22 protein-coding genes are annotated in these 19,605 nt (G+C 64.6%); 9 read left to right on the top strand and 13 right to left on the bottom strand.

What is annotated here, in order from left to right:
- The first annotated feature begins 2 nt into the window (after positions 1-2).
- Positions 3-479 (top strand): CZB domain-containing protein, encoded by a 477-nt coding sequence (locus ACSQ3Q_RS16580; protein ID WP_436135440.1) that lies wholly within the window; start codon positions 3-5, stop codon positions 477-479.
- A gap of 190 nt (positions 480-669) precedes the next feature.
- Here ACSQ3Q_RS16580 and ACSQ3Q_RS16575 read toward each other — a convergent pair whose 3' ends face one another.
- From ACSQ3Q_RS16575 to ACSQ3Q_RS16550, 6 genes are all read right to left on the bottom strand, one after another.
- Positions 670-1,176 carry a hypothetical protein gene (locus tag ACSQ3Q_RS16575; RefSeq protein ID WP_436135439.1) on the bottom strand — a complete coding sequence of 169 codons (507 nt, stop codon included), beginning with the start codon at positions 1,174-1,176 and terminating at the stop codon, positions 670-672.
- 171 nt (positions 1,177-1,347) lie between these two features.
- The gene (locus ACSQ3Q_RS16570; protein ID WP_436135438.1) at positions 1,348-1,626 is read right to left on the bottom strand and encodes a septum formation initiator family protein; all 279 of its coding nucleotides are present in this window, start codon (positions 1,624-1,626) and stop codon (positions 1,348-1,350) included.
- Positions 1,627-1,886: 260 nt separating this feature from the next.
- Complete coding sequence (eno, locus tag ACSQ3Q_RS16565; protein ID WP_436135437.1) at positions 1,887-3,173, bottom strand: phosphopyruvate hydratase; 1,287 nt, start codon at positions 3,171-3,173, stop codon at positions 1,887-1,889.
- Positions 3,174-3,198: 25 nt separating this feature from the next.
- Complete coding sequence (locus tag ACSQ3Q_RS16560; RefSeq protein WP_436135436.1) at positions 3,199-3,504, bottom strand: DUF1330 domain-containing protein; 306 nt, start codon at positions 3,502-3,504, stop codon at positions 3,199-3,201.
- A gap of 12 nt (positions 3,505-3,516) precedes the next feature.
- Positions 3,517-4,371: a 3-deoxy-8-phosphooctulonate synthase gene (gene kdsA / locus ACSQ3Q_RS16555; protein ID WP_436135435.1), complete on the bottom strand. Its 855-nt coding sequence runs from the start codon at positions 4,369-4,371 to the stop codon at positions 3,517-3,519.
- A gap of 11 nt (positions 4,372-4,382) precedes the next feature.
- The gene (locus ACSQ3Q_RS16550; protein ID WP_436135434.1) at positions 4,383-6,038 is read right to left on the bottom strand and encodes a CTP synthase; all 1,656 of its coding nucleotides are present in this window, start codon (positions 6,036-6,038) and stop codon (positions 4,383-4,385) included.
- 371 nt (positions 6,039-6,409) lie between these two features.
- Here ACSQ3Q_RS16550 and coaBC point away from each other — a divergent pair, with 371 nt between their 5' ends.
- The 4 genes from coaBC to ACSQ3Q_RS16530 all read left to right on the top strand — a co-directional run bounded on the left by coaBC (position 6,410) and on the right by ACSQ3Q_RS16530 (position 9,266).
- Positions 6,410-7,633: a bifunctional phosphopantothenoylcysteine decarboxylase/phosphopantothenate--cysteine ligase CoaBC gene (gene coaBC, locus ACSQ3Q_RS16545; protein WP_436135433.1), complete on the top strand. Its 1,224-nt coding sequence runs from the start codon at positions 6,410-6,412 to the stop codon at positions 7,631-7,633.
- Between the two features lie 19 nt (positions 7,634-7,652).
- Entirely contained in the window at positions 7,653-8,132 is a 480-nt protein-coding gene (locus ACSQ3Q_RS16540; protein WP_436135432.1) for a hypothetical protein, read from the top strand.
- A complete protein-coding gene (dut, locus tag ACSQ3Q_RS16535) occupies positions 8,129-8,575 on the top strand; it encodes a dUTP diphosphatase (RefSeq protein ID WP_436135431.1) in 447 nt (148 codons plus the stop codon). Before ACSQ3Q_RS16540 ends, dut begins: the two co-directional genes overlap by 4 nt.
- A gap of 187 nt (positions 8,576-8,762) precedes the next feature.
- Positions 8,763-9,266 carry a glycine zipper 2TM domain-containing protein gene (locus ACSQ3Q_RS16530; RefSeq protein ID WP_436135430.1) on the top strand — a complete coding sequence of 168 codons (504 nt, stop codon included), beginning with the start codon at positions 8,763-8,765 and terminating at the stop codon, positions 9,264-9,266.
- Positions 9,267-9,330: 64 nt separating this feature from the next.
- Here ACSQ3Q_RS16530 and ACSQ3Q_RS16525 read toward each other — a convergent pair whose 3' ends face one another.
- A complete protein-coding gene (locus ACSQ3Q_RS16525) occupies positions 9,331-9,855 on the bottom strand; it encodes an FKBP-type peptidyl-prolyl cis-trans isomerase (protein ID WP_436135429.1) in 525 nt (174 codons plus the stop codon).
- Between the two features lie 52 nt (positions 9,856-9,907).
- Here ACSQ3Q_RS16525 and ACSQ3Q_RS16520 point away from each other — a divergent pair, with 52 nt between their 5' ends.
- The 3 genes from ACSQ3Q_RS16520 to ACSQ3Q_RS16510 all read left to right on the top strand — a co-directional run bounded on the left by ACSQ3Q_RS16520 (position 9,908) and on the right by ACSQ3Q_RS16510 (position 12,045).
- Entirely contained in the window at positions 9,908-11,044 is a 1,137-nt protein-coding gene (locus tag ACSQ3Q_RS16520) for a JmjC domain-containing protein (protein ID WP_436135428.1), read from the top strand.
- Between the two features lie 19 nt (positions 11,045-11,063).
- Positions 11,064-11,591: a hypothetical protein gene (locus tag ACSQ3Q_RS16515; protein ID WP_436135427.1), complete on the top strand. Its 528-nt coding sequence runs from the start codon at positions 11,064-11,066 to the stop codon at positions 11,589-11,591.
- A 199-nt stretch (positions 11,592-11,790) separates the two neighbouring features.
- Positions 11,791-12,045 carry a hypothetical protein gene (locus ACSQ3Q_RS16510; RefSeq protein WP_436135426.1) on the top strand — a complete coding sequence of 85 codons (255 nt, stop codon included), beginning with the start codon at positions 11,791-11,793 and terminating at the stop codon, positions 12,043-12,045.
- Between the two features lie 163 nt (positions 12,046-12,208).
- On the opposite strand, the gene ACSQ3Q_RS16505 is transcribed toward ACSQ3Q_RS16510, so the two are convergent.
- The 6 genes from ACSQ3Q_RS16505 to ACSQ3Q_RS16480 all read right to left on the bottom strand — a co-directional run bounded on the left by ACSQ3Q_RS16505 (position 12,209) and on the right by ACSQ3Q_RS16480 (position 17,214).
- Entirely contained in the window at positions 12,209-13,000 is a 792-nt protein-coding gene (locus ACSQ3Q_RS16505; protein WP_436135425.1) for an MBL fold metallo-hydrolase, read from the bottom strand.
- 115 nt (positions 13,001-13,115) lie between these two features.
- On the bottom strand, positions 13,116-14,210 hold the full coding sequence (gene bamC, locus ACSQ3Q_RS16500; RefSeq protein WP_436135424.1) for an outer membrane protein assembly factor BamC: 1,095 nt from the start codon (positions 14,208-14,210) through the stop codon (positions 13,116-13,118).
- A 44-nt stretch (positions 14,211-14,254) separates the two neighbouring features.
- The gene (gene dapA / locus ACSQ3Q_RS16495) at positions 14,255-15,151 is read right to left on the bottom strand and encodes a 4-hydroxy-tetrahydrodipicolinate synthase (RefSeq protein ID WP_436135423.1); all 897 of its coding nucleotides are present in this window, start codon (positions 15,149-15,151) and stop codon (positions 14,255-14,257) included.
- 30 nt (positions 15,152-15,181) lie between these two features.
- Entirely contained in the window at positions 15,182-15,727 is a 546-nt protein-coding gene (locus tag ACSQ3Q_RS16490) for a class I SAM-dependent methyltransferase (protein ID WP_436135422.1), read from the bottom strand.
- Between the two features lie 81 nt (positions 15,728-15,808).
- Positions 15,809-15,994: a hypothetical protein gene (locus ACSQ3Q_RS16485; RefSeq protein ID WP_436135421.1), complete on the bottom strand. Its 186-nt coding sequence runs from the start codon at positions 15,992-15,994 to the stop codon at positions 15,809-15,811.
- 2 nt (positions 15,995-15,996) lie between these two features.
- Positions 15,997-17,214, bottom strand: a complete 1,218-nt coding sequence (locus ACSQ3Q_RS16480; protein ID WP_436135420.1) for an MFS transporter — start codon at positions 17,212-17,214, stop codon at positions 15,997-15,999.
- A 259-nt stretch (positions 17,215-17,473) separates the two neighbouring features.
- Here ACSQ3Q_RS16480 and ACSQ3Q_RS16475 point away from each other — a divergent pair, with 259 nt between their 5' ends.
- The gene (locus ACSQ3Q_RS16475) at positions 17,474-19,459 is read left to right on the top strand and encodes a DNA topoisomerase IV subunit B (protein WP_436135419.1); all 1,986 of its coding nucleotides are present in this window, start codon (positions 17,474-17,476) and stop codon (positions 19,457-19,459) included.
- Positions 19,460-19,605: the final 146 nt, after the last annotated feature.

Raw genomic sequence — 19,605 nt, 5'->3', positions numbered from 1 at the left:
CTATGCAAATTCTTCGTCGTGTATTTGGCAGTGGCGGCCGCGCTGCCGCGCCGGGGCTTGAGCTCATTGACAGCCGCAGCGCCTGCGAGGCAGCGGATTCGCTGCGCGCAGACACCGTGCTGGCCGCCCTGGACATCGACGCGGCCATCAACGCCCACGAGCGATGGAAAGAGCACCTCATGGACTACCTGGAGGGCCGCACCCGCCACGGCCTGGACCCTGCCGAGGTGCGCCGCAGCGACCGGGGCGCCCTGGGGCGGTGGCTGCACGGCGTGGGCGGCGAGGTGATGGGCCATCTGCCCGCGTATGCCGTGCTGATGGCGCGGCACCGGTACTTTCACGAACAGGCGGCGCTGCTGATCGAGCTGGCCCAGTTGGGCGAGTGGGACAAGGCCGTAGCGGTGCTCAACGGTGGGTACCGGTACGGGTCGGGGCAGGTGGTGTTGCTGCTGAAGGAACTCAAGCGCGGCCTGGTGTAGGCGCGGGGAGGCGGTAAAGGCAACCGCGGCCATGGCATGCGCAACAGCAACTGCGACCGCAAGCGCGACCGCGGCGGCAACGTGATCGCAATCTTCATAGCAAAGGCGCGACCACCGCCGGAGCACTGCGGTTTCAAGCATGGGACAGCGGCGGTCCGCCGCGCGCCCTGTCCTGATCGATCAGGAGCGGCTATGGCCCCGTGTCGCGGCCCATCAAGGCGCTGAAGAGGCGGTGCTCACATTCGGGATCGCTGCACTTTTCGCAGTTCCAGGCCCGCAGGCGGGCGCTGCGCTCGGTCTGTTCGTCATTTTTCGAGCCAAAATGGCCTCCATCGCTTGATATATAAGCACTTATAGCTATATTTTTGATAGCATTGAGGGCGTTGGCAGTGCGTTGGTCACCGTGCCCGTAGACCACGCGATAACCCACGCCGGCAGCTGAGAGTGCTGCGCGCAGGTGGGCATCGGCAGCTTCCTGCGCGGGTCGGTCACCGGCAGCGCAGGGCAGATCCAGCCCCATCAGCAGCGCAGTGGTGGTGTCGTGCCGCACCGCTGCCGCTACTTCGGGATCGTCCAAACCCTCGCTGCGGAGAATGCGCACGTCTGCGGCCACAAGGCGGGCCGCCAACGCCATGTACAGCAGCTGCGCGCCGGTGCCGGGGGCGCCAAGCAGAACAATGGTGGGCTGATGCGGCACGGTGTGGATTCAACAGAAGAACAGGGTGGGCAGCCACAGCTGCAGAGGGCGGCAGCGCGGGGCGCCGGTCAATGAATGTCGGGCTGATCACGACCCGGATCACTCAGGCGCAATCAGCAAAGTGCAAGGGCGGGGCGCTGGTGCTGGATTGAGCCGCCCTCAACCGGTTTCTCAGCGCGGCGTGAACTGCACGTACACCTCGTTGGGCTTGACCATGCCCAACTCGCTGCGCGCCTTTTCTTCCACCATGTTGAGCCCTTCCTTGAGGTCGTGCACCTCGGACGAAAGCCGCTCGTTGGCTTGGCGCGCCTGGTCGTTGGCGGCTTTTTGCACGTCAATCTGCCGCTGCATCTCGTTGACGCGCGGCACGCTGCCGCGCCCCAGCCACAGCTGGGCATGCAGCGCTGCCAGCAAGGCCAGCAGAATGACGGGCACGATGCGAGAGACCATGGCGGCGGTTCAGCCTTGGGCGCGATGCTGTGCCGCTGTGCTCGCGGCTGCACCCGTCCAGGGTGCCTGTGTTGTGCTGGGCGCGCTCCAGGCCAGCGCACCCGTGGAGCCGGCTTGGCCGGGCCACTGGGCGCGTCCCCCTCCCGCAGGAGAGGAGCTGAGAACCGCGGCTCCAAGCCTGCCTGCGCAGGCTTGGACGGTCACGGAGGGCTGCCGACTCTGGCGGCAGCGCCGAGACGCGAAGCGGCTCAGGGGGAGCTTCATTTCAGGTTGTAGAACGCAGCGCGGCCTGGGTAGTGCGCGATTTCGCCCAGGTCTTCTTCGATGCGCAGCAGCTGGTTGTACTTGGCCATGCGGTCCGAGCGCGACAGCGAGCCGGTCTTGATCTGGCCGGCGTTGGTGCCCACAGCGATGTCGGCAATGGTGCTGTCTTCGGTCTCGCCCGAGCGGTGCGAAATCACGGCGGTGTAGCCGGCGCGCTTGGCCATCTCGATGGCGGCAAACGTTTCGGTCAGCGTGCCGATCTGGTTGATCTTGATCAGGATCGAGTTGGCGATGCCCTTGTCGATGCCTTCCTTCAAGATCTTGGTGTTGGTTACGAACAGGTCGTCGCCCACCAGCTGTACCTTGTCACCCAGGCGTTCCGTCAGATGCTTCCAGCCGTCCCAGTCGCCTTCGTGCATGCCGTCTTCGATGCTGATGATCGGGTACTTGTCGACCCAGGCCGCCAGCATGTCGGTCCATTGCTGGGCAGTCAGCTTGAGGCCGCCTTCGCCTTCCAGCACATAGTGGCCGTCCTTGTAGAACTCGCTGGCCGCGCAATCCAGGCCCAGGGCGATCTGCTCGCCGGCCGTGTAGCCTGCGGTTTCAATGGCTTGCAGGATGAGGCGGATGGCCGCTTCGTGGTTCTCGACGCTGGGGGCAAAGCCGCCTTCATCGCCCACGGCCGTGCTGATGCCCTTGTCGTGCAGGATCTTCTTCAGGGCGTGGAACACTTCGGCGCCCCAGCGCACGGCTTCGCGGAACGTGGGCGCGCCCACGGGGATGATCATGAACTCCTGCAGGTCCAGGCTGTTGTTGGCGTGTGCGCCGCCGTTGATCACGTTCATCATCGGCACGGGCAATTGCACGCTGCCCATGCCGCCCAGGTAGCGGTACAGCGGCAGGCCGGATTCCTCGGCCGCGGCGCGGGCCACGGCCATCGACACGGCCAGCATGGCGTTGGCGCCCAGGCGGCTCTTGTTCTCGGTGCCGTCCAGGTCGATTAGAGTCTTGTCCAGGAAGGCCTGCTCGGAGGCATCGAGGCCCAGCACGGCTTCGGAGATTTCGGTGTTGATGTGCTCCACCGCCTTGAGCACGCCCTTGCCCAGGTAGCGGCTCTTGTCGCCGTCGCGCATTTCAATGGCTTCGCGGCTGCCGGTGGACGCGCCCGACGGCACGGCGGCGCGGCCCATCACGCCCGATTCCAGCAGCACGTCGCATTCGACGGTGGGGTTGCCGCGGCTGTCCAGAATTTCGCGGCCTACGATGTCAACGATTGCGCTCATTTTTTTCCTTTGGGATAGATAAGGGTCAGACCGGGGCGTCCACGCCTTCGACCAGCACCATATTGAAAAACTCGGTGGCGCCTTCGCGCTTGGCGCGCGCGGCGCGGTACAACTCGGCATCGTAGAAAGCCTTGGCATTCTCGAAACTGGGGAAGCGGAGCATGGCCACTCGCGCGGGCGTCCAGTTGCCTTCCAGGGTCTCGAACTTTCCACCGCGAACCAGGTACTCGCCGCCATGGGCTTTCACCGCAGCGGGGGCGGCAGCCATGTACTGCTTGTACTGTTCGGGGTCGGTCACTTTCATGTCTACGATGATGTAGGCAACGGCCATTTTGTCGTCCTGTCAGTTGAAGTTGTTTTCGAGGAATCCGCTTTTTTTGGTGATGTCGTCGAGCGCCACCAGCGTCTCCAGCAGCGCCTTCATGTGCTTGAGTGGCACGGCGTTCGGACCGTCGGACCAGGCTTCGGCGGGCTTGGGATGGGTCTCCATGAACAGCCCCGCCACGCCCGCGGCCACACCGGCCCGGGCCAGCACCGGCACCATGTCGCGGGCACCGCCGCTGACTGCGCCGAGGCCGCCGGGCTTCTGCACGGAGTGGGTCACGTCAAACACCACCGGCGCGCCGGACTTGCGCATCTCGGCCAGGCTGGTCATGTCGGCGACGAGGTTGTTGTAGCCAAAGCTCACGCCGCGCTCGCAAGCGAGGAAACGGTCTTCCGACAGGCCTGCTTCCGCAGCTGCGGCGCGGGCCTTGTCGATGACGTTCTTCATGTCCCAGGGCGCCAGGAACTGGCCCTTCTTGATGTTCACCGGCTTGCCGGACTGCGCCACGGCGCGGATGAAATCCGTCTGGCGGCACAAAAAGGCCGGTGTTTGCAGCACATCGACCACGCTGGCCACTTCGGCCACCTGCTCCGTGTCATGCACGTCGGTGAGGATGGGCAACTGCAACTGGCGGCGCACTTCGTCCAGGATTTTGAGGCCCGCATCCAGCCCCACGCCGCGCTGGCTGCTGCCGGACGAGCGGTTGGCTTTGTCGAACGAGCCCTTGTAGATCAGTGGAATGCCCAAAGCGGTACAGGCTTCCTTGAGCTGGCCTGCGACGTCGAGAGACATCTGCAGGCCTTCAATGGAGCAGGTGCCCGCGATCAGGAAGAAGCGCTGGTCGAGGCCGACGTTGAATCCGCACAACTGCATGGTTGGCTCCCTCAGACTTTTGCTTGCTTTTTGTGCTCCACGGCCGCCTTGATGAAGGCGTTGAACAGCGGGTGGCCGTTCCAGGGAGTCGACTTGAACTCGGGGTGGAACTGCACGCCGATGAACCAGGGGTGCACGTTCTGCGGCAGCTCCACGATTTCGGTGAGTTGTTCGCGCTGGGTCAGCGCCGAGATCACGAGGCCGGCGCTGCGCAGCTGGTCCAGGTAGTTCACGTTGGCTTCGTAGCGGTGGCGGTGGCGCTCGGTCACTACGTCGCCGTAGATGCTGTGCGCTAACGTTTGGGCCGATACGTCGGAGCTTTGCGCCCCCAGGCGCATGGTGCCGCCCAGGTCGGAGTTTTCGTTGCGGGTCTTGATCGTGCCGTCGGCGTCCTTCCACTCGGTGATCAGCGCGATCACGGGGTGGGGCGTGGTGGCATCGAACTCGGTGCTGTTGGCATTGGCCAAGCCCGCCACATGGCGTGCGTACTCGATGGTGGCGACCTGCATGCCCAGGCAGATGCCCAGGTACGGCACCTTGTGCTCGCGGGCAAATTGCGCGGTGGCGATCTTGCCTTCCACACCGCGCGCACCGAAGCCGCCCGGCACGAGGATGGCGTCGTATTTGGCGAGTTTGGCGGCGGCGTCAGCACTCTCGATGGTCTCGGAGTCGACGTGGTCGATCTTCACGCGCACATGGTTGCGCATGCCGGCGTGGCGCAGGGCTTCGTTGACGGACTTGTAGCTGTCCGACAGGTCCACATACTTGCCCACCATCGCGATGGTGACTTCGCCTTGCGGATGCTCGGTTTCGTGCACCAGGTCGTCCCAGCGCTTGAGGCTGGTGGGTGGCGTGTTCAGGCGCAGCTTGTCGCAGATCAGGCCGTCCAGGCCCTGCTCGTGCAGCATGCGGGGCACCTTGTAGATGGTGTCCACATCCCACATGCTGATCACGCCCCATTCGGGCACGTTGGTGAACAGCGAGATCTTGGCGCGCTCTTCCTCGGGGATGCGGCGGTCGGCACGGCACAGCAGGGCGTCTGCCTGGATACCGATCTCGCGCAGCTTCTGCACGGTGTGCTGGGTGGGCTTGGTCTTGAGCTCGCCGGCCGCGGCAATCCACGGCAGATAAGTCAGGTGCACAAAGGCCGCATTGTTGGGGCCCATGCGCAGGCTCATCTGGCGCACGGCTTCCAGGAACGGCAGCGATTCAATGTCGCCTACCGTGCCGCCGATTTCAACGATGGCCACATCCACGGCATCGGGCGTGCCGATGCCGGCACCGCGCTTGATGAATTCCTGGATTTCGTTGGTGACGTGGGGGATGACCTGCACGGTCTTGCCCAGATAGTCGCCGCGACGTTCCTTCTCCAGCACGGACTGATAAATCTTGCCCGTGGTGAAGTTGTTGGTCTTTTTCATGCGCGTTTCAATGAAACGCTCATAGTGGCCCAGGTCGAGGTCGGTTTCTGCACCGTCGTCGGTCACGAAAACCTCGCCGTGCTGGAACGGCGACATGGTGCCCGGATCTACGTTGATGTAGGGGTCAAGCTTGATGAGAGTGACTTTGAGTCCCCGCGATTCGAGGATCGCGGCAAGGGAGGCTGAGGCGATTCCCTTGCCCAGGGAAGACACCACACCGCCGGTGACGAAGACAAATTTGGTCATGTCGCTTTATGGTGGTGGGAAATCGGGATTATAGATGGGCACCTGCGGGCGCTCTGGCTGGCTTAGAGCCTGTTGACGATCTCCCAGGGGTCGCGCAGCGGTCTTTGCGGGATGGGATGCAAGGCGCGGTGCGCAGCCAATAGCTCGGCTATTGGCAAGCGCCGCAACACAGCAGACCGCCCGCAAAGACCGCTGCCTGAAGGGTTGGAGCGAAATCGGGTCGATGAACTTGAGTGTTGGCGCCCCAGCTGCTTGCATGGGCATGAGCCCATGCGGCGCACCTGAGGCATCCACTCATACCGATTGCGCTCCAACGCGATCCCCTGGGAGATCGTCAACAGGCTCTTGGCACCGTCTGCTAAATTCGCCCCATGAATGAGCTCGCTGGCAAACACATTGTTCTGGGTCTGAGTGGCGGCGTGGCTTGCTACAAGTCGGCCGATCTGTGCCGCCAGCTGATCAAAGCCGGCGCCACTGTGCAGGTGGTGATGACGCAGGCGGCCGAGCAGTTCATCACGTCGGTGACCATGCAGGCCCTGTCCGGCCGCACGGTGTATGGCTCGCAGTGGGACGCGCGCGAACCCAACAACATGCCGCACATCAACCTGAGCCGCGAGGCCGATGCGATCCTGATTGCGCCCTGCAGCGCCGACTTCATCGCACGCCTGGTGCAGGGCAGGGCCGATGAACTGCTGAGCCTTCTGTGCCTGGCACGGCCTATCGAGCGCGTGCCCTTGCTGCTAGCGCCCGCGATGAACCGTGAGATGTGGGCCCATCCCGCCACCCAGCGCAACCTGGCCCAGGTGGCGCAGGATGGCGCCGTGGTGCTGGGCGTGGGCAATGGCGACCAGGCCTGTGGCGAAACCGGGGACGGGCGCATGCTGGAGCCCGGCGAATTGTTGGAAGAAGTGATCGCGTTTTTTGCGCCCAAGGTGCTTGCAGGACACAAGGTGCTGGTCACCGCGGGGCCCACTTTTGAAGCCATTGACCCGGTACGGGGCATCACCAACCTCTCCAGCGGCAAGATGGGTTTTGCCATTGCGCGTGCCGCGCGCGAAGCGGGCGCCGACGTCACGCTGGTGGCCGGCCCCGTGCATCTCCCCACGCCACGCGGGGTGCGCCGCGTGGATGTGCAATCTGCTCAAGAAATGCTGCTCGCGGTGGAGCAGCAAGCGCAGGGTGCTTCTGTTTTTATAGCAACTGCCGCGGTGGCCGACTGGCGGCCTGCGGCCCCCTCTGCCCAGAAGATCAAGAAGGATGGCTCGGGCCAGACGCCCACGCTGGGCTTTGTCGAGAACCCCGACATCCTCGCCCGCGTGGCCCAGTCGCCGCGGGCCACAGGCGGAAGCTTGTACTGCGTCGGATTTGCCGCCGAGAGCCACGACCTGCTGGCCCACGCCACGGCCAAACGGGCACGCAAAGGTGTCCCGCTGCTGGTAGGAAACATTGGCCCTGCGACCTTCGGGCAGGACGACAATGCCTTGTTGCTGGTCGACGCCAACGGACACCGTGAGTTGCCCCGTGCATCCAAGCGCGCGCTGGCGCAGCAGCTTGTTGAAGACATTGCGGCGCGGTTGCCGCCAACCCGTCACTGATGTCGTCTGAAGGGGCTGTATGCAAACCGGTGCCACCAAACCCGAATGGGACACGCCACCTGACGGCGACTTTGCGACCTATGTGGAGCGGTTGACCGCTTCCGGCGCGGCCAGGGCTGCAACGGCTGCTGCGTCGTCTGGCATGGCGGCGCGCAAACCGTCTCCCTCAGAAGGGTCGCGTGCGCCAGGGCAGACGATGCCTCCAGATCTGGCGCAGGCCATTGTGCCGCTGCTGGGCATGCTGCGGGTCGCTCGAATGGTGCTTTTGCTGTTCACCGTTCTGCATGGCATCGCCTTGTTCATCTTCAGCCAGGGCTCGTTGCCCGGGCTGTTGGTCATGGCTGCAATCTGGTGGGGGTTGGGCTGGTTGATCCAGTCGGCGCCCAAAATTGTGGCGTCCGGAAACACCGCGGCGGGCTTTGGCACCGACGCATTGCAAGAGCGGCTGCGGCAAGTGGCCCAGCAGCGCAACAAGACAGGAAAGAAGAAATCGCAGTGAAGATTGACGTCAAGATTCTCGACCCGCGCATGGCGGACCAGCTACCCACCTATGCCACACCCGGCAGCGCGGGCCTTGACCTTCGGGCCTGCCTGGATGCGCCGCTGACCCTGCAGCCCAACGCCTGGCAGTTGGTCCCCACGGGCATCTCGCTGTACATCAAGGACCCCGGCTACGCTGCCTTGATCCTGCCGCGGTCTGGCCTGGGGCACAAGCATGGCATCGTGCTGGGCAATCTTGTGGGGCTTATCGACAGCGACTACCAGGGTCAACTCATGGTGAGCGCCTGGAACCGCAGCAGCACCGCTTTCACGCTCGAGCCTATGGAGCGCCTGGCCCAGTTGGTGATCGTGCCGGTGGTGCAGGCGCAGTTCAATGTGGTGACGGAGTTCGCCGCCACCGAGCGCGGCGAGGGCGGCTACGGTTCCACCGGCAAGGCCTGACGCAGGTGGCAGGCCTTTCGCAAGCCCACTTGTAAGACGGCGCTTACTTTTCAAGGAGTTTGTTACCCACGTGGCTGCACTCCAACTGTCTACGCCCCAGACCCCTGGCGCGTTGTTCCAATCAAGGCATGTGTTCTAAAGGCCGATTCCGTGTGCCTGGCACGAGCTCACTTTTTAGGAGATGAATATGCTGCGATTTACCCGCCCCTTTGCGATTACTGGTGCTGTGGTCCTGGCCGCCTCGCTGGCAGCTTGCGGTCACAACGGTGCGGCACCTGCGCCGCAGTACTCTGGCGGCTATTCCGGCGGGTACCAGACGGCCCCGGCTTATCCGAACAATCCATCGGGCACCGAGTTCGGCCGTGTCTCGAACATCGAAGTGCTGCAGGGCCGTTCGCAGGGCCAGACCTCGGGCGCAGGTGCCGTTATCGGCGCCGTGGTCGGGGGTGTGTTGGGCAACCAGATCGGCAAGGGCTCCGGCCGTGCGGCGGCAACCGGTGTCGGTATCGTGGGTGGGGCCGTTGCAGGCAATGCCATCGAGGGCCGCAACAACAGCCAGGAAGTGCAGGGCTATCGCCTGTCGGTCCAGCTGGATCAAGGCGGGTACCGCGTCTATGACGTGAGCACGCCAGGCGATTTGCGCATCGGCGACCGCGTGCGCCTCTACAACGGCCAGATCTCCCGCGTTTAAACCAAAAAACGTCGTCTTTGCTCGGGGCGCTTGAAGTTCAAGCGCCCCGAGCTTGTTTTGGGGATCAATGCAGCAGTGAGCTGCCCGGTGCTTGGGGCTGCACGCGAAAGAAACCGGTGCCCGCGCTGCCGCGGCCAATCTCTTCTTCAGTAGCGTCCCGCACGGCTTCTACAGTGAGCTGCAGCCGCAGCGCAATGCCGGCCAGAGGGTGGTTGCCGTCCAGCACCACGTGTTCCGGATAAATCTCGGCCACGGTGTAGAGCACGGTGCGCGGTGCGTCAGGATTGCACCCTGCGGGCAGGGCAGCGCCGTCAAACGTCATGCCTTCTTCAATCTCTCCGGGGAAGAGTGAGCGCGGCTCCAGAAAAAGGAGCTGGTCGTCAAAGTCGCCAAAGGCGTCTTCAGGTTCGAGGTGCAATTGCAGGGTGGCGCCAGGGCCATGGCCCTGCAGAGCCTCTTCGATGCGGGGGAGAAGGTCGTCGCCGCCCACCAAAAACTCCACCGGTTCGTCCAGAACGTCCAGTTCCTCGCCCAGGGTGTCTTTCAGTGTCCAGGTCAGAGCGACCACACATTGTTGGGTAATTTCCATAGGAGAATTGTCGCAGTTTGACCAAAGGCCCCGCACGTTGGGTCGTCTCCCCATGGATATCCAGCAACCTCTCTCCCTGCTCGGCGGTCTCACCCCCGCGCAATTCATGCGCCGCCACTGGCAGAAAAAGCCGCTGCTGGTGCGCCAAGCTATTCCCCAGTTTCAGCCGCCCGTGTTGCGGTCCGATCTTTTTGCGCTGGCTGCGGAGGAGGGCGTCGAGTCACGCCTCGTGCAGCTCGTCAAAGGCGCTTGGAAGCTGCGCCACGGGCCCTTCAGCCGCAGGGCTTTGCCCGCGCTGCAGCAGCCGGACTGGACCCTGCTGGTGCAAGGCGTCGACCTGCACAACGATGCTGTGCATGCGCTGATGCAGCAGTTCCGTTTTGTGCCCGAAGCGCGGCTGGACGATCTCATGATCAGCTATGCATCGGACGGCGGAGGGGTCGGTCCGCACTTTGACAGCTACGACGTGTTCTTGCTGCAGGCCCACGGCAAGCGGCGCTGGCGCATCGGGCGGCAGAAAGACCTGACGCTGCGCGAAGGCATCCCGCTCAAGGTGCTGGACCAGTTTGAGCCTGAGGAAGAGTTTGTCCTGGAGCCCGGGGACATGCTGTACCTGCCTCCCCGCTATGCCCACGACGGCATCGCCGAAGGCGAGTGCATGACCTATTCGATTGGGTTCCGGGCCCCCGCACGGGCTGAGCTCGCGCAGGAACTGTTGGCGCGGCTGGCCGAGGATGCGGGCGATGCCGAGGGCAGCCCCTTTCTGTACCGAGATGCCGGGCAGGAGGCCGTCGCGCAGCCGGCTGCCATTCCGGTCGGCCTGCACGATTTCGCCCGCGAGGCGCTGTCCCGCGCCCTGGCCGAGCCGCTGGTACTGGAGCGTGCGCTGGGCGAGTACCTGACCGAGCCCAAGGCCAGTGTATGGTTTGAGCCGGGTGACGCGCGCGTGATGCTGGAAGGTGTGCGCCTGGACCGCAAGAGCCGCATGATGTACGACGCCCACCACGTGTTCATCAACGGCGAAAGCTACCGCGCCGCGGGCCGGGACGCCACGCTGATGCGCCGCCTGGCCGACCAGCGCCAGCTTACCGCGCGGGAGCTGGCGCGGGCCAGCGACGATGCGCTGGAACTGCTCTCGTCGTGGTGCGATGCCGGATGGGCGCATACCTGGGCCGAGCAGATCGGCTGAAATCTTTGGGAGACCTTCCATGACCGATTCGTCGTCCACAACACCTTCTTCCACGTTGCCGCCCAGCCTGCCTTCAGGCCGCTTCAGCAGCCGTGAAGACTTTCTGCAGATGGTGCGGGACGCTTTTGCCACCGCGGTGCGGGACGGTTGGCAGGAAATCGTCATCAGCGATGCCAACTTCCATGATTGGCCGTTGGGTGAGCGGGCGGTGACGGACGCGCTGCAGGAATGGGCCCATGGCAGCCGCCGATTCACCATGCTGGCGGGCAGCTACGACGACGTGATCCGCCGCCATGCCCGGTTTGTGCGCTGGCGTGGCACCTGGGACCACATCATCACCTGTCGGCGCAGTCCATCCGCCGATCCCCTCGACATTCCAAGCGTGTTGTGGTCTCCCCATTGGGTCATGCACCGGCTGGACCCTGAGCGCTGCGTAGGGGTTTCAGGCCACGAGCCCGAGCGGCGCGTGCTGCTCCGCGAGACGCTCAACGAATGGATGCGCAGCAAGAGCTCGCCGGGTTTTCCGGCCTCAACCCTCGGTTTGTGACGGCCCCACGCGGATTGCTGGATGTCAATCGCCTGTAAAGCTTTCGTCAGTGTTAGTCAGTATTGACTAAATACCAATATAATCGGCGGCTGCGCCAAAAAGGTGCAAGCCAAGTGCGTTGTGCCAACGCGTACCGGGGCTTTCAAGAGCCGGGCGCCGTGGCTTTTCAAGATATGTTTGTCCAACTAGGAAAATCCAAATGAAGAACTCCCTCGTTCTGGCCGCCCTGATCGCTGCTGCAGCCCTCGCCGCTTGCGGCAAGAAGGAAGAACCCGCTCCAGCACCAGCACCTGCTCCCGTGGAAGCTCCAGCGCCTGCAGCTCCAGCACCAGCTCCTGTTGCTTCCGACGCCGCTCCTGCCGCTTCCGACGCCGCAGCACCTGCTGCTGACGCCGCCAAGGCCGCTGCTGACGCTGCCGCTTCGGCCGCCACCGGCGCTTCCGCAGCCAAGTAATTTGCTGCAGGCCTGGCGGGTCGCAAGACCCGCCATTGCCGCAAAGCCCCGCACCGCAAGGTCGGGGCTTTTTCTTTTTCTGGGCCCAAGGCGGGTTGTTGGAAAAGGCCGCTGCTGACTTTGAAGAACCGGAGGGCCGAGCGACCGGGCGCGTGGGGGCTGGCTACGCTGGAGCGCAAGCAACCGCCAGCCAGGCGGTGCCGGTGACCGGGCTTGCCACTGTGATCGCTTCTACCGGCCAGTCCAGCGCAGGTGCAAGGGCTTCTTGTGCGATGGACGGTGCGTTGTTCTTGGCGCTCAGGTGGGCCGCAACCACGGTATGGAGCCCGGGGTGCCGCACGGCGCGCAGGATGTCTGCCGTGGCGAGATTGGCCAGATGGCCATAGGGGCCGCCCACCCGGCGCTTCAGGAAAAGCGGGTACCGGGACGCCTCCAGCAACGCGGGGTCGTGGTTGGCTTCGATCATCAGCGCATGGCAGCCGGCCAACTGCTGAAGCACGTGTTCGCTCGCGTGGCCCAGGTCGGTCAGCACACCCAGGTGGGCGGCGCCATCGGAGCAGCGCAGCTGCAGCGGCTCCCGGGCATCATGTGGCACCGTGAAGGGCCGGGCTTCGAACTCACCCAGATCAATCGGCGCCATGTCGTGCGCAATGCGCAGCCTGTCGCCAAAGTCCGGCTGGCCCAGCGCGGCGTGGGTGCCCTGGCTCATCCACACCGGGATGCCATAGCGCAGGGCCACGGCCTGTGCGCAGCCGATGTGGTCGGAGTGTTCGTGGGTGATGAAGACGGCGTCCAGGTCTTCGATCTGCAATTGCGCCTGCGCGAGGCGGCCCTGCAATTGCCGAATGCCAAAGCCGCAGTCGATCAGCAGCCGACGCACCTGCGTGCCACTGCGGCCTTCAACCACGGTGGCATTGCCAGTGCTGCCACTCCCCAGGTTCTTGAAACGCAGCATGTGGAGTCGTCGCGGGGTGGTGTGTCGTGCCCGGGCGCCCTGAAGAGGGCGAGGGCGGGGGGCGTGGGCCCGCGGAGCAGCCGTCGAGGTGCGTGCTCCGCGGCGATGCCGCCCGTTACTTCAGGTCGTCTGCAATCACGCGCACGATGCGCTCTGCATTGGCCGATGACTCGGGCGAGCCGCCTTCGTTGAGCACCGACACGGTGCTGGCCTCACCCTGGCTGCGCACCACGATGCGGTACTTCAGCGGAGGGGTGGCGGACGACGAGCCAGTGAACAGTTTGCCGAAGAAGCCGGGTTCCTTCTTGTCGGCGTTGGGTGCCACATAACGCACGAAGTACGTGCCTTCGTTGCGGTTGCGGTCTTCCACCGTGAAGCCGGTGCGGTCCAGCGCCAGGCCTACGCGGCGCCATGCGCGGTCAAAGCCTTCGTCGAGCTGCACCACAGGGCGGTTGTCCACCGTGGCCATGCGGGCGGCCTGCGCACGCGGGGCAGGCGCAGCAGCCACAGCCTTGGACTGCTCCTGGCTCACGCCCAGCTTGACCATGAGGCGGCGCAGGAATTCGGTTTCAAGTTCCGGGTCGGAGGGGCGTGGCTGCCACACCGTGTTGTCCTTGGTGGTCGTGCCATAAACCTCGATCATCCCGCGGTGCGTGATGTAGATTTCGGTGCCGCCGTTGGCGTTGCGTTCCAGGCGGGTGCGGAACTTGTCGCGCTCGCCGGTGGAATACAGCGAATCGAGCAGCTTGCCCAGGGTCGAGCGGATGAAGTCCTGGGGCAGCTTGGCGCGGTTCTCGGCCCAGTCAGTTTCCATGATCCCCACGTTCGCCTCGGCCTGGGCCAGGTTGAAGCCGCTCTCTTGCCAGAAGTCGCGCACGGGCTCCCAGAGCTTGTCGGCCGGGCGGTTGACCACCAGCCAGCGTTGGTTGCCATCGCGCTCGATGCGCACATCGCCCAGTTGCAGGGCCGCGGCGTTGGCGGTGCCCGAAGGCTGGGCGGCTTGGCCGGCTTGCATGGCTGCAGCCGAAACGGGCCCGCCAGGCACGGCGTAGCGCGAATCGCGTGACAGCTGTGTCAAGTCCGGGGGGACTTCCAGGGTGGAGCCCTTGGCGGCGCTCTTGTAGTCAATCTTGTCGCCTTCCAGGGCGGCGCAGGCGGACAAGGCCATGGCAAGGGCCAGCAGGCTCAGGCGGGTGGTAGCAGCTTTCACGCAGAAATCCTCGAAGAAGTCTCAGGGAACGGGCGCGGCCCGGATCAGATCAGGCCGCTCGCGCGCAGCGCGGATTCGACGATGGCTTCGTTGCCGCTGGTCAGCGGCGTCATCGGCAGGCGCAGGGTGCCGCCACACAGGCCCATGCGGGCCATGGCCCACTTGACCGGGATCGGGTTGGCTTCAACGAACAGGTTGCGGTGCACGGGCATGAGCTGGAACTGGATCTGCAGCGCACGCTTGGCGTCGCCGGCCAGCGCAGCCTCGCACAGCTCGTGCATCAGACGTGGCGCCACATTGGCGGTCACGCTGATGTTGCCATGGCCTCCGCACAGCATCAGGGCCACAGCGGTTGGGTCGTCGCCCGAATACACGGCAAAGCCCTTGGGCACATCGCGGATGAGCCACTGGGCGCGCTCGATGTTGCCGGTGGCTTCCTTGATGCCGATGATGCCGGGCACCTGGGCCAGGCGCAGCACGGTGTCGTGCAGCATATCGGCCACCGAGCGGCCGGGCACGTTGTACAGCACGATCGGCAGGTCGCCCGTGGCTTCGGCAATTGCCTTGAAGTGCTGGTACTGGCCCTCTTGCGTGGGCTTGTTGTAGTAGGGCACCACCTGCAGCTGGCTGTCGGCCCCCACGCCGCGCGCGAACTTGGCCAACTCGATCGCTTCGGCGGTGGAGTTGGCGCCGCAGCCGGCCATGATGGGCACGCGCTTGGCGGATTGCTCCACCGCCACGCGGATGATCTCGCAGTGTTCTTCGACATTGACCGTGGGGGATTCGCCCGTGGTGCCCACCACGCCAATGCAGTCGGTACCTTCGGCAATGTGCCAGTCGATCAGTTTGCGCAGGGTAGGGTAGTCCACGCTACCGTCCTCGTGCATGGGGGTGACGAGGGCGACGATGCTGCCGGTAAGGGGGACGGAGGAAGAGGTCATGTCCGCAGTGAAAAACGGTAAAGGAGCATTCTAACTAGGCAGAAGATGCCGGGCCGGACCGGCCGGCCCCGGGAGTTCCCGCACTGCCGTGACGCGTTGCACGAAACGGTCGGGGTTTTGCAAGAAGCCGTCCTCGTATGCCACCACCCGCAAGCCCGCGCAGGCGGCCAGCAGCTCGCCCGGCGCCAGCAGAAACTCCGGCCGCGACGGGCGGCCCACGGTTTCGTTACCGCGTGCAAAGGTCTCATAGATGAGTACGCCACCCGGCGCAAGGCTGCCGACCACGGTGGGCATCAGCGGCCGCCACAGGTAGTTGGTGACCACCACGGCGCCAAATTCACGGCCCGCCAACGGCCAGGGGCCATTCTCGATATCGGCCAGGACCAATTCCCCAAGCCCCTCGCAGGCGGCCAGGGCCTCTGCCGAGCGGTCCACACCCACCACCTCATGGCCCAGGGCATGCAGCCAGCGCAGGTGGCGCCCGGCGCCGCAGGCTATGTCAAGCACGGCGCTGCCGGGTGCGATCAGGTGTGACCAGCGGCGCACCCAATCGGAAGCGGTTTCATTGCCGTGCATCATGCTACTAAAATGATAGCTGTCAGCGCTTATGGATCAAGCGCTGGAGGCCAAAAAGGCTTGAAATTTGTCCGCACAGACTCAGAAACACGCCCACATCTGGTCGGCCAGCACCACCATGAAGTCGGGCGCGGTGTACATGCCAAACACCATAAGGCAGGCCAGCACCGCCACAGCGCCCGCCAGCCAACGCAGTGCGCGCCGTGGACGCGCGGATGGCGCGTCGGCAGGGCTGGCTTCAACGGCGGTGATGGCGGGTGGGGTCATGGTCAGGCGGGCTGGGGTGTGGTGCGCTGGATCGGGCTTTCCTTGACGGGCAGGTTCACCAGTCCGGCAAACACTCCCAGGCCGATGGCGATGTACCAGACGACATCGTAGCTGCCCGTGGCGTCATACAGATAGCCGCCCAGCCACACGCCCATGAAGCTGCCGATCTGGTGGCTGAAGAAAACGAAGCCGCCCAGCATCGACAAGTGCTGCACGCCAAAGATCTGGGCAATGGTGGCGTTGGTGGGTGGAATGGTCGACAGCCACAGCGTGCCCATGACCGCTGAGAACACATACACCGACAGCGGCGACAGCGGCACGAGCAGGAACACAGTGATCACTGCCGCGCGGGCAAAGTAGATAAAAGCCAGGATGAACCGCTTGGGCATGCGCTGGCCCAAGGTACCGGCCACATAAGTGCCCAGCACGTTGAACAGCCCAATCAGCGCCAGCGCATAGCTGGCCACCTGGGGCGACAGACCGTGGTCCTTGAGGTAGCTGGGCATGTGCACGCCAATGAACACCACCTGGAAGCCACACACGAAGTAGCCGGCCATCAACAGGTTGAAACTGGGGTAGCGGAATGCCTCGCCCAGCGCCTGCACGATGGTCTGCTCGCGTTTGGCCGGGGCCGTGCCGGCAAAGGTGGGTTCGCGCAGGCCAAAAGCCAGCGGCACGATGAGCAGCACCATGAGCGACAGCGCCAGCAGCGCCTGCTGCCAGCCCAGGCCGGCAATCAGCCAGCCCTCCACCGGCACCATGAGGAACTGGCCAAACGAGCCCGCGGCCGCGGCCACCCCCATCGCCCAGGAGCGGCGCTCGGGCGCAATCTGGCGACCCAGCACGCCGTAGATCACCGCATAGGTGGTGCCAGCCTGCGCCGCGCCAATCAGCACACCGGCCGTCAGCGCAAACAGCGTGGGCGTGGGCGACAGCGCCATGCCTGCAAGGCCCAGGCCATACAGCACCGCCCCGCCCATGAGCACCCGGAATGCGCCGAACCGGTCGGCGATCATCCCGGCAAAGATGCCGATCACGCCCCACGAGAGGTTCTGGATCGCAATCGCCAGCGCGAACGACTGGCGCGTCCAGCCCATCTCCTGCGTGATGGGCAAGAGCCACAGCCCGAACCCGTGGCGGATGCCCATCGACAGTGTCACGATGGCCGCGCCGCAGGCCAGCACCTGGAACATGGACAGTTTGGGAGGATTCATATGCATGCGCAGGAATGTAGCCAGATTGCGTGAAACGCGCTGATACACCGCGGACCAATACAGTTGGCAGCGGGGTCGGGCCAAAACCGCCAGCGCGGAACCTTTGGCCGTGTTGCAAGTTTTCCCATAGGCCCCACTGTGGATGGGAGCGCTACCGCTCCGCCCGCCACGGGTCTCTGATGCCGCCATCTGCGGCTTTGACAGCGTTGCCTCTACTGTTTTTCCATCCAGCTGTTGGCCCGGTGCCGCACTACAATCCGCCGCTATGTCTGCCAAACCGTCGTCCGTGTCCACCAGTAGTGAATATTCCGAAGGCTCGATCCGCGTGCTCAAGGGCCTGGAGCCCGTCAAGCAACGCCCGGGCATGTACACCCGCACCGACAACCCCTTGCACATCATCCAGGAGGTGCTCGACAACGCGGCCGATGAAGCGCTGGCCGGCTACGGCAAAAAAATCCGCGTCACGCTGCACGCCGATGGCTCGGTGGGCGTGGAGGACGACGGGCGCGGCATCCCTTTTGGCATGCACCCCGAGGAAAACGCCCCGGTGATCGAACTGGTGTTCACCCGGCTGCACGCGGGTGGCAAGTTCGACAAGGGCAAGGGCGGTGCCTACAGCTTCTCGGGCGGCCTGCACGGCGTGGGCGTGAGCGTGACCAACGCCCTGGCCACGCGGCTCGAAGCCACCAGTTACCGCGAAGGCAAGGCGGCGCGGCTGGTGTTTTCAGCCGGCGATGTGATCGAACCCCTGGTGGCGCGTGCGCTGGAGGTGGCCGAGCGCAAGCAGGGCACCACCGTGCGCGTATGGCCCGACGCCAAATACTTCGAGTCGAGCGCACTGCCCATGGGCGAGTTGACGCACCTCTTGCGCAGCAAGGCCGTACTGATGCCGGGCGTGACAGTGCAGCTCGTCATCGAGAAAACCCGCGATACACAAACCTGGCAGTACAAAGGCGGCCTGCGTGATTACCTCATGCAGACCTTGAACGGCGACCCGGTGATCCCGCTGTTTGAAGGCGAAGGTTTTGCCGACCGCAACAACGAAAGTTTTGCTGAAGGCGAGGGCGCATCCTGGTGCGTGGCCTTCACCGAAGACGGCCAGCCGGTGCGCGAGAGCTACGTCAATCTGATCCCCACCAGCGCTGGCGGCACGCACGAAAGCGGCCTGCGCGACGGCCTGTTCAACGCGGTCAAGAGCTTTATCGAGTTGCACAGCCTGCTGCCCAAGGGCGTCAAGCTTTTGCCCGAAGACGTGTTTGCCCGCGCCAGCTATGTGCTGAGTGCCAAGGTGCTGGACCCGCAGTTCCAGGGCCAGATCAAAGAACGCCTGAACTCGCGCGACGCGGTGCGCCTGGTCTCGGGCTTTGTACGCCCGGCGCTGGAGCTCTGGCTCAACCAGCATGTTGACTACGGCAAGAAGCTGGCCGAGCTGGCCATCAAGGCCGCGCAGACGCGCCAGAAGGCCGGCCAAAAGGTCGAAAAACGCAAGGGCTCCGGCGTAGCCGTGCTGCCCGGCAAACTGACCGACTGCGAGAGCAAGGACCTGGCCCACAACGAAGTGTTTCTGGTCGAGGGCGACTCGGCCGGCGGCAGCGCCAAGATGGGCCGCGACAAGGAAAGCCAGGCCATCCTGCCGCTACGCGGCAAGGTGCTCAACACCTGGGAGGTCGAGCGCGACCGCCTGTTTGCCAACAACGAAATCCACGACATCTCGGTGGCCATCGGCGTAGACCCGCACGGCCCCAACGACACGCCCGACCTGTCGGGCCTGCGCTACGGCAAGGTCTGCATCCTCTCGGACGCCGACGTGGACGGCTCGCACATCCAGGTGCTGCTGCTCACGCTGTTCTTTCGCCACTTTCCCAAGCTCATCGAGACCGGCCACATCTACGTGGCGCGCCCGCCGCTGTTCCGCGTGGACGTGCCTGCGCGCGGCAAGAAACCCGCCGCCAAGATGTATGCGCTGGACGATGGCGAGCTGACTGCCATCCTCGACAAGTGCGCCAAGGACGGCGTGCCCAAAGAGAAGTGCCAGATCAGCCGCTTCAAGGGCCTGGGCGAGATGAACGCCGAGCAGCTCTGGGAAACCACGCTCAACCCCGACACCCGCCGCCTGCTGCCGGTGCAGCTGGGCGACATGGACTTTGCCGCGACCGAGAACTTGATCACCAAGCTCATGGGCAAGGGCGAAGCGGCTTCGCGGCGTGAGCTGATGGAATTGCACGGCGACGCGGTAGAGATCGATATCTGACAAGCGCGAGCCCTACCGCCATGCCTGCTCATCTCGCCACCCCTCTCCCCGGTGCCACCCGTGCTCTTTGCAGCGCGGGCGGCGGGGCTTGGGTGCGCGATCTGCGTTTGTGGTGCGCGACGCTGACGGGCAGCAGTGCGCTGGTC

It is taken from the genome of Acidovorax sp. LjRoot129 (assembly GCF_964253765.1).
Lineage (GTDB): Bacteria > Pseudomonadota > Gammaproteobacteria > Burkholderiales > Burkholderiaceae_C > Acidovorax.
The sequence above is the reverse complement of the archived record's forward strand: the minus strand, read 5'-3'. Positions and strand labels throughout refer to the sequence as shown.

Bases quoted from the DNA above. Each gene is read 5' to 3' on its own strand.
- ACSQ3Q_RS16580 (WP_436135440.1), top strand. From the start codon at position 3: ATGCAAATTCTTCGTCGTGTATTTGGCAGTGGCGGCCGCGCTGCCGCG.
- ACSQ3Q_RS16570 (WP_436135438.1), bottom strand. From the start codon at position 1,626: ATGGTCTCTCGCATCGTGCCCGTCATTCTGCTGGCCTTGCTGGCAGCG.
- eno (WP_436135437.1), bottom strand. From the start codon at position 3,173: ATGAGCGCAATCGTTGACATCGTAGGCCGCGAAATTCTGGACAGCCGC.
- ACSQ3Q_RS16560 (WP_436135436.1), bottom strand. From the start codon at position 3,504: ATGGCCGTTGCCTACATCATCGTAGACATGAAAGTGACCGACCCCGAA.
- kdsA (WP_436135435.1), bottom strand. From the start codon at position 4,371: ATGCAGTTGTGCGGATTCAACGTCGGCCTCGACCAGCGCTTCTTCCTG.
- ACSQ3Q_RS16550 (WP_436135434.1), bottom strand. From the start codon at position 6,038: ATGACCAAATTTGTCTTCGTCACCGGCGGTGTGGTGTCTTCCCTGGGC.
- coaBC (WP_436135433.1), top strand. From the start codon at position 6,410: ATGAATGAGCTCGCTGGCAAACACATTGTTCTGGGTCTGAGTGGCGGC.
- ACSQ3Q_RS16540 (WP_436135432.1), top strand. From the start codon at position 7,653: ATGCAAACCGGTGCCACCAAACCCGAATGGGACACGCCACCTGACGGC.
- ACSQ3Q_RS16530 (WP_436135430.1), top strand. From the start codon at position 8,763: ATGCTGCGATTTACCCGCCCCTTTGCGATTACTGGTGCTGTGGTCCTG.
- ACSQ3Q_RS16525 (WP_436135429.1), bottom strand. From the start codon at position 9,855: ATGGAAATTACCCAACAATGTGTGGTCGCTCTGACCTGGACACTGAAA.
- ACSQ3Q_RS16520 (WP_436135428.1), top strand. From the start codon at position 9,908: ATGGATATCCAGCAACCTCTCTCCCTGCTCGGCGGTCTCACCCCCGCG.
- ACSQ3Q_RS16515 (WP_436135427.1), top strand. From the start codon at position 11,064: ATGACCGATTCGTCGTCCACAACACCTTCTTCCACGTTGCCGCCCAGC.
- ACSQ3Q_RS16510 (WP_436135426.1), top strand. From the start codon at position 11,791: ATGAAGAACTCCCTCGTTCTGGCCGCCCTGATCGCTGCTGCAGCCCTC.
- ACSQ3Q_RS16505 (WP_436135425.1), bottom strand. From the start codon at position 13,000: ATGCTGCGTTTCAAGAACCTGGGGAGTGGCAGCACTGGCAATGCCACC.
- dapA (WP_436135423.1), bottom strand. From the start codon at position 15,151: ATGACCTCTTCCTCCGTCCCCCTTACCGGCAGCATCGTCGCCCTCGTC.
- ACSQ3Q_RS16490 (WP_436135422.1), bottom strand. From the start codon at position 15,727: ATGCACGGCAATGAAACCGCTTCCGATTGGGTGCGCCGCTGGTCACAC.
- ACSQ3Q_RS16485 (WP_436135421.1), bottom strand. From the start codon at position 15,994: ATGACCCCACCCGCCATCACCGCCGTTGAAGCCAGCCCTGCCGACGCG.
- ACSQ3Q_RS16480 (WP_436135420.1), bottom strand. From the start codon at position 17,214: ATGCATATGAATCCTCCCAAACTGTCCATGTTCCAGGTGCTGGCCTGC.
- ACSQ3Q_RS16475 (WP_436135419.1), top strand. From the start codon at position 17,474: ATGTCTGCCAAACCGTCGTCCGTGTCCACCAGTAGTGAATATTCCGAA.